Source organism: Cellulomonas sp. P5_C6 (genome assembly GCF_054049635.1).
On sequence record NZ_JBFULZ010000220.1, the window covers coordinates 1 to 6,497 of the forward strand.

Sequence of the window (6,497 nt, forward strand, 5' to 3'; positions counted from 1 at the left end):
TCACCGACGAGGCCCACGCCGAGTGCGCCGCCGTCCAGCGCGACGCCGCGATGGCCGAGGCGCTCGGGGCGTCGCCGTTCGAGGCCGCGAGCCTCGCGCGCACCTACTGGACGCAGGTGTACCCGCGGATGCCCGACGGCTACGTCGGCGGGTGCGGGCCTGGGGGCGCGTACGACGAGAGGCTGCCGGGACCGCCGTGGTGACACCGGCCGCCCGGGATGGTGTGCTGTGGGCAGCAGCACGGCAAGGAGGCCGACATGTGTCGCTGGCTCGCGTACACCGGATCGCCCGTCCTCATCGAGGACCTGCTGTACCGGCCCACGAACTCGCTCATCGTGCAGAGCCTGCACAGCAGGCTCGGGGCCGAGGCGACCAACGGGGACGGGTTCGGCCTCGGCTGGTACGACGAGCACTCCCCCACGCCCGGGGTGTTCCGGAGCATCGAGCCGGCGTGGAGCGACCGCAACCTGCAGGAGCTGTCCGCCCACGTCCGCTCCGGCCTGGTCCTGGCGCACATCCGCGCGACGAGCGGGTCGGCGGTGCAGCAGACCAACTGCCACCCGTTCCGCCGCGGCCGGTGGCTGTGGATGCACAACGGGCTGCTCGCCGGGTTCACGAGCTACAAGCGGGACATGGCGCTGGCGGTCGACCCCGACCTGTTCCCGCTGATCGAGGGCTCGACCGACTCCGAGCTCTTGTTCTACCTCGCCCTCACGTTCGGGCTGGAGGACGACCCGCCGACGGCCGTCGCCCGGGCGGTCGGCTTCGTCGAGGAGGTCGCGGGCCGGCACGGTGTGGCGTTCCCGGTGCAGATGACCGTCGCGACCACGGACGGGACGCGGCTCTGGGCGTTCCGCTACTCGACCGAGGGACGGTCGCGCTCGCTGTTCCRCAACGCTGACGTCGCCGTGCTGCGCGAGCAGTACCCCGAGAACCCGCTCCTGCACGGGCTCGCGGACAGCACGCGGATCGTCGTGTCCGAACCGCTGGGCGACCTCAAGGGCGCCTGGCTCGAGGTGCCGGAGAGCAGCTGCCTGGTCGTGGAGGACGGCCAGGAGGAGCTGCACGAGTTCGCGCCGGTCTGAGCCGTCACGCGTCACCCGTCCGCGAGGCAGAGGCAGAACGGGTGCCCGGACGGGTCCGCGTAGACGCGGAACGGGTCGTCGGCGTGCCCCTCCTCTTCGGGCGTGCCCGTCAGGGGTCTCGCGCCCAGCCGAACGGCGTCCTCGTGCGCCACGTCCAGGTCGTCGACGTCCAGGTCGAGGTGCACGCGGGCGCCCGTCCGCCACGGCGGCACGGCGGCGTCGGAGCGCTGGAAGGCGAGGCAGACGGGCCGGTCGGGATCGACCAGCTTCAGGAAGTCGTCCCCGTCCGGGTCGACGTCCTCGTGGCCGGGCACGTAGTCCCAGCCGAGCAGCCGCCGGTAGAACTCGGCCAGCTCGCGGGGCTCCGCGCAGTCCAGGGTCGGCTGGCGCAGGTGTCGGGTCATCGTCCGACGGTAGGACGCGGTCCCGGGAGCCGCTTCCCGTAACGCGCCAGTCACGTGGGTACGGTTCACTCGGCAGACCATGGACCTGACCTCGCTGGACCGCATCCGCGCGKCACACCACCGGGCCGACCTCGCGATCGGTCCCGGTGTCGCGCCCCTGGCCGGGGGCACGTGGCTGTTCTCCGAGCCCCAGCCGGACACCACCGAGCTGGTCGACCTCACGACGCTGGGCTGGCCCGCGGTCGAGGTCACCGACGACGGCCTGACCATCGCCGCGACCTGCACCATCCGCGCGCTGGTCGACCATCCCCCGGTGCCCGGCTGGGCGTCGCAGCACCTGGTCGTGCGGTGCGCGCGGTCGCTGGTGGCGTCGGAGAAGCTCTGGGACTGGGCGACGGTCGGCGGCAACATCTGCCTCGCGCTGCCCGCGGGTGCGCTGACCACGCTCGCCGTCGCCCTGGACGCGACCGCCGTGGTGTGGACGCCCGACGGCGGGGAGCGGCGCCTCCCGGTGGCCGACCTCGTGACCGGCGTCCGGACGACGGCGCTGGCGCCCGGCGAGGTGCTGCGCGCGGTGAGCGTGTCCCGCGAGGTCCTGGCCGAGCCGGCGGCGTTCCGGCGGGCGGCGCTGACGCGGCACGGCCGGTCGGGCGCGATCGTCGTCGGGCGCCGGACCGCGGGCGACGGGCTCGTCGTGACCCTCACCGCCGGTGTCCCGCGCCCGTACCGGCTCGCGTTCCCGCAGGTCCCGGGGGCCGACGAGCTGCGCGCCGCGGTCGAGCAGGTCGACGACTGGTACGACGACCCGCACGGCGCACCGGACTGGCGCCGGGCCATGACTCTGCGGCTGGCCGAGCAGGTCCGGGAGGAGCTGGCATGAGGTTCGAGGTCAACGGTGCGCCGATGGAGGCCGACCCAGCCCCCGGGCAGGTGCTGCGGACGCTGCTGCGCGAGCACGGGCACGTCGAGGTGAAGAAGGGCTGCGACTCCGGCGACTGCGGCGCCTGCACGATCCTGCTGGACGGCCGGCCGACGCACTCGTGCCTGGTCCCCGCGTTCCGGGCGGAGGGCCGGTCCGTCACCACGGTCGCGGGGCTCGGCTCCGTCGAGGAGCCGCACCCCGTCCAGCAGGCGTTCGTCGACGCCGCGGCGTTCCAGTGCGGGTTCTGCACGGCGGGCCTGGTCACCACCGTGGCCGGCCTCGACCTGACGGACGGCGACGACGAGCAGACGGCCCGGCTGCTCAAGGGCAACCTGTGCCGCTGCACCGGCTACCGGTCCGTCTGCGACGCGATCTCCCGGCGCCGCAACACCGTCGACCCGCTCGCCGGCCAGGACGCCGGCCGGTCGGTCCGCGCCCCGGCCGCGCGCCGGATCGTCGCCGGCCGGGAGCCGTTCACGCTCGACGTCCCCGCCACCGACCTCGCGCACCTGGCCGTGCTCGGCAGCCCCCACGCACACGCCCGGATCGTGTCGATCGACGCCGCCGACGCCCTCGCGGCGCCGGGCGTCCTCGCCGTCCTGACGCACGAGGACTCCCCCGCGACCCACTTCTCGACCGCCCGGCACGAGTCCCGCCTGGACGACCCCGACGACACCCTGGTGCTCGACCCCGTGCTGCGGTTCCACGGGCAGCGGGTCGCGGTCGTCGTGGCCGAGTCGCTGCGCGAGGCCGAGCGGGCGCGGGCCCTGCTGCGGGTCGAGTACGAGGTGCTGCCGGCCGTCGTCGACCCCGCCGAGGCACGCCGGCCGGGCGCGCCCCTGGTGCACGGCGACAAGGGTCCGGAGGCGCGGATCTCGGAGCCGGGCCGCAACGTCGTCGCGCAGCTGCACGACGAGATGGGCGACGCGGCCGGGGCGCTGGCGGCATCGGCCCACCGCGTGCAGGGCACCTACCGGACCAGCCGCGTCTCGCACGCCGCCCTGGAGACCCACGCGACCCGCGGCTGGATCGACGAGGACGGCCGCCTCGTCCTGCGCACCAGCACCCAGGTCCCCTACCTGGTGCGCAAGGAGATCGCGCACGTCTTCGGCCTCTCGGAGGACCGCGTGCGCGTGCTGACCGGCCGCGTGGGCGGCGGGTTCGGCGGCAAGCAGGAGCTGCTCACCGAGGACATCGTGACCCTCGCCGTCCTGCGCACCGGCCGCGCCGTGCAGTACGAGATGACGCGGGCCGACGAGTTCACCGTCGTGCCCAGCCGGCACCCCGTGCGGGTCGAGGTCGAGCTGGGTGCCGACGCCGACGGCGTGCTCACCGCGATGCGCATCGACGTCCTCAACAACACCGGCGCCTACGGGAACCACGGGCCGGGCGTCATGTTCCACGGCGTCAGCGAGTCGATGGCCGTGTACCGCTGCCCGAACAAGCGGGTGGACGCCGAGTCCGTCTACACGCACACCCTGCCGTCGGGGGCCTTCCGGGGGTACGGGCTCGGGCAGATCATCTTCGCGATCGAGTCCGCGATGGACGACCTCGCGCGGTCCGTGGGGATCGACCCCTTCGACCTGCGGCGCCGCAACGTCGTCGTCCCCGGCGACCGCCTGCTGGTCACCGATCCGCACGAGGWGAGCGACCTCGGCATCAACTCCTACGGCATGGACCAGTGCCTCGACCTCGCGCAGCTGGCGCTCGAGGACCGGTCCCTCGACACCGTCCCCGTCCCGGCCGGGTCCGTCGTCGGCTCGGGGATGGCCGTGGCGATGATCGCGACCATCGCCCCGCGCGGGCACTACGCCGAGGCCTCGGTCCGGCTCCTCGACGACGGCCGCTACGAGGTCGGCGTCGGCACCACCGAGTTCGGCAACGGGACGACGACGGTGCACGGCCAGCTGGTCGCCCAGGCGCTGGGGACCTCCGTCGACCGCATCGTGATCGCGCAGTCGGACACCGACGTCGCCGGGTACGACACCGGGGCCTTCGGGTCCGCGGGCGTGGTCGTCGCGGGGCTCGCGCTGCACCGGGCCGCGCTGCAGCTGCGCGGGAAGATCCTGGCCGCGGCTGCCGCGCTGCGCGAGCACCCGAGCGACGCGCCCCACGAGCACGGGCCTGCGATGACCGCCGACTTCGCGGGCGGGGTCGCGCTCACCGAGATCGCCGCCGCCGCACCCGGGCTGACCGGCCACGGCACCCACGACGGCTCCCCGCGGTCCGTCGCGTTCAACGTGCACGCCTTCCGCGTGGCCGTCGACCCCGCGACCGGCGAGGTCACCCTCCTGCGCTCGATCCAGGCCGTCGACGCCGGCACCGTCCTGCACCCCGAGCAGCTGCGCGGGCAGGTCGAGGGCGGCACCGGCCAGGCCGTCGGGTCCGCGCTCTACGAGGAGATGCGGCTCGACGACCAGGGCCGCGTCACCACCGCCTCGTTCCGCAGCTATCACGTCCCGCAGATCGTCGACCTGCCCCGCACCGAGGTCCTCTTCGCGCAGACCGTCGACGACCTCGGACCGCTGGGCGCCAAGTCGATGAGCGAGGCCCCCTACAACCCGGTCGCCCCGGCCCTGGCCAACGCCGTCCGCGACGCCCTGGGAGTCCGCCCGCACGAGCTCCCGATGTCCGCCGACCGCCTCTGGCGCCTGGCCAACCCCTGACCCCGGGGTACGTCCGGAGATCCCACCGGGACGTCCGCGCAAGTACGGGTTCCAGCCACTACTTGCTCGGACGTTGCGGAAGGACCGTCCCGGAGGCCCGTCAGGCGGATCGGGGCGCGCGGTGGATCGGGCCGGCCAGGGTGGTCAGCGGGAGGCCCGTGGCGGTGGCGCGGGTCGCGAGGACCTCTGCCAGGACCGAGATCGCCGTCTCGGCCGGGGTCGAGGCACCGATGTCCAGGCCGATCGGCGCGTGCAGCCGGGAGAGCTCGTCGGGCTGGGCACCGCGCTCGAGCAGCGCCTCGGCCCGCCGGTCCTGGGTCCGGCGCGAGCCCATGGCGCCCACGTACCCGGCGCCGGAGCGGAGCGCGGCCAGCACGAGGGCAGCGTCGAACCGGTCGTCGTGCGCCATGACGCAGACGACGTCCCGCGCACCGAGCACCTGCAGGCCGAGGTGGCGGACGGGCCAGTCGACGACGACCTCGTCGGCCCCCGGGTGCCGTCGGGGCGTGGCCAGCACCTCGCGGGCGTCGCACACGGTCACCCGGTACCCGACGGCGCGGGCGGCGGCCGCGAGCGCGGCGGAGAACTCGAGCGCGCCGTAGACGAGCATCCGCGGGGGTGCCGCCGCGACCTCCACGAACACCTCGACGCCGCCCTCGGGACCCATGACCCGCAGGAGGCCGGAGCGGTCGGGCCGCGGGGGCAGCCGGGCGGGCAGGGGGCCGTCGAGTGGCGTCACCACGACGGCGTCGGCACCCCGGGCGGCGGCGGACAGCGGCGGGAGGTCGGCGGGTCCGAGCTCGCGGGCGTGCACGCGCAGCACTCCGCCGCAGGTCAGGCCCACGGCGAACGCGTCCTCGTCGGTGACGCCGTACTCCTGGACGCCCGGGGCCGCGCCGCGCAGCACCGAGGTGCACAGCTCGTGGAGGGCGCCCTCGACGCAGCCGCCGGCCACGCTCCCGATGACCTCGCCGGCGTCGTCCACCGCCATGGACGTGCCGACGACCGTCGGTCCGCTGCCGCTCATCGACACCACGGTGGCGACCGCGACCCGGTGGCCCGCGGTCAGGCGCGCGAGCAGGCGATCGGCGATCTCGAGCATCAGGTCACCTCCCCGACATGTAGCGGTGCTACCAAGTCCCCATGCTGACACTCACGGGCGCCCGCGCCGTCGTCGTCGACGCGCAGACCGAGCGCGTCGGGGACGTGCACGTCACCGACGGCCTGATCACGGACCGGCCCGCCCCCGGCGCGCAGCGGCTCGACGTCGACGGCTGCGTGGTGACGCCTGGCCTGGTCAACGCCCACCACCACCTGCTGCAGACCGCCTTCCGCACGCTCCCCGGCACTCGGGGCGTGCCCATGGCGCAGTGGCTGCCGACCATGGCCGCCGCGTACGCGGAGGCCGGCGTGGACGGAG

At 74.8% G+C, this 6,497-nt stretch carries 6 protein-coding genes and 1 pseudogene; 5 read left to right on the forward strand and 2 right to left on the reverse strand.

Going from position 1 to position 6,497, the window contains the following annotated elements:
• Both ACXJKG_RS18350 and ACXJKG_RS18355 read left to right on the forward strand, forming a co-directional pair.
• On the forward strand, positions 1-203 hold a 203-nt coding region (locus ACXJKG_RS18350; RefSeq protein WP_456847180.1), incomplete at its 5' end, for a hypothetical protein.
• Positions 204-257: 54 nt separating this feature from the next.
• Positions 258-1,085 (forward strand): class II glutamine amidotransferase, encoded by an 828-nt coding sequence (locus ACXJKG_RS18355; protein ID WP_456847181.1) that lies wholly within the window; start codon positions 258-260, stop codon positions 1,083-1,085.
• Positions 1,086-1,096: 11 nt separating this feature from the next.
• On the opposite strand, the gene ACXJKG_RS18360 is transcribed toward ACXJKG_RS18355, so the two are convergent.
• Positions 1,097-1,489 carry a VOC family protein gene (locus ACXJKG_RS18360; protein WP_456847182.1) on the reverse strand — a complete coding sequence of 131 codons (393 nt, stop codon included), beginning with the start codon at positions 1,487-1,489 and terminating at the stop codon, positions 1,097-1,099.
• A gap of 79 nt (positions 1,490-1,568) precedes the next feature.
• Here ACXJKG_RS18360 and ACXJKG_RS18365 point away from each other — a divergent pair, with 79 nt between their 5' ends.
• Together ACXJKG_RS18365 and ACXJKG_RS18370 are read left to right on the forward strand one after the other, a co-directional pair.
• Positions 1,569-2,369 (forward strand): FAD binding domain-containing protein, encoded by an 801-nt coding sequence (locus ACXJKG_RS18365; protein ID WP_456847183.1) that lies wholly within the window; start codon positions 1,569-1,571, stop codon positions 2,367-2,369.
• Positions 2,366-5,077 (forward strand): molybdopterin-dependent oxidoreductase, encoded by a 2,712-nt coding sequence (locus ACXJKG_RS18370; protein WP_456847184.1) that lies wholly within the window; start codon positions 2,366-2,368, stop codon positions 5,075-5,077. The genes ACXJKG_RS18365 and ACXJKG_RS18370 overlap by 4 nt, the downstream gene beginning before the upstream one ends.
• 100 nt (positions 5,078-5,177) lie before the next feature.
• Here ACXJKG_RS18370 and ACXJKG_RS18375 read toward each other — a convergent pair whose 3' ends face one another.
• Positions 5,178-6,179: an XdhC family protein gene (locus tag ACXJKG_RS18375; protein ID WP_456847185.1), complete on the reverse strand. Its 1,002-nt coding sequence runs from the start codon at positions 6,177-6,179 to the stop codon at positions 5,178-5,180.
• A gap of 41 nt (positions 6,180-6,220) precedes the next feature.
• On the opposite strand from ACXJKG_RS18375, the pseudogene ACXJKG_RS18380 reads away from it, so the two are divergent.
• Positions 6,221-6,497 (forward strand): annotated as a pseudogene (locus tag ACXJKG_RS18380) (amidohydrolase family protein); the annotation flags it as partial.

Excerpts from the sequence above, each read along its gene's own strand:
- ACXJKG_RS18375 (WP_456847185.1), bottom strand. The coding sequence starts at position 6,179 with ATGCTCGAGATCGCCGATCGCCTGCTCGCGCGCCTGACCGCGGGCCAC.
- ACXJKG_RS18360 (WP_456847182.1), bottom strand. The coding sequence starts at position 1,489 with ATGACCCGACACCTGCGCCAGCCGACCCTGGACTGCGCGGAGCCCCGC.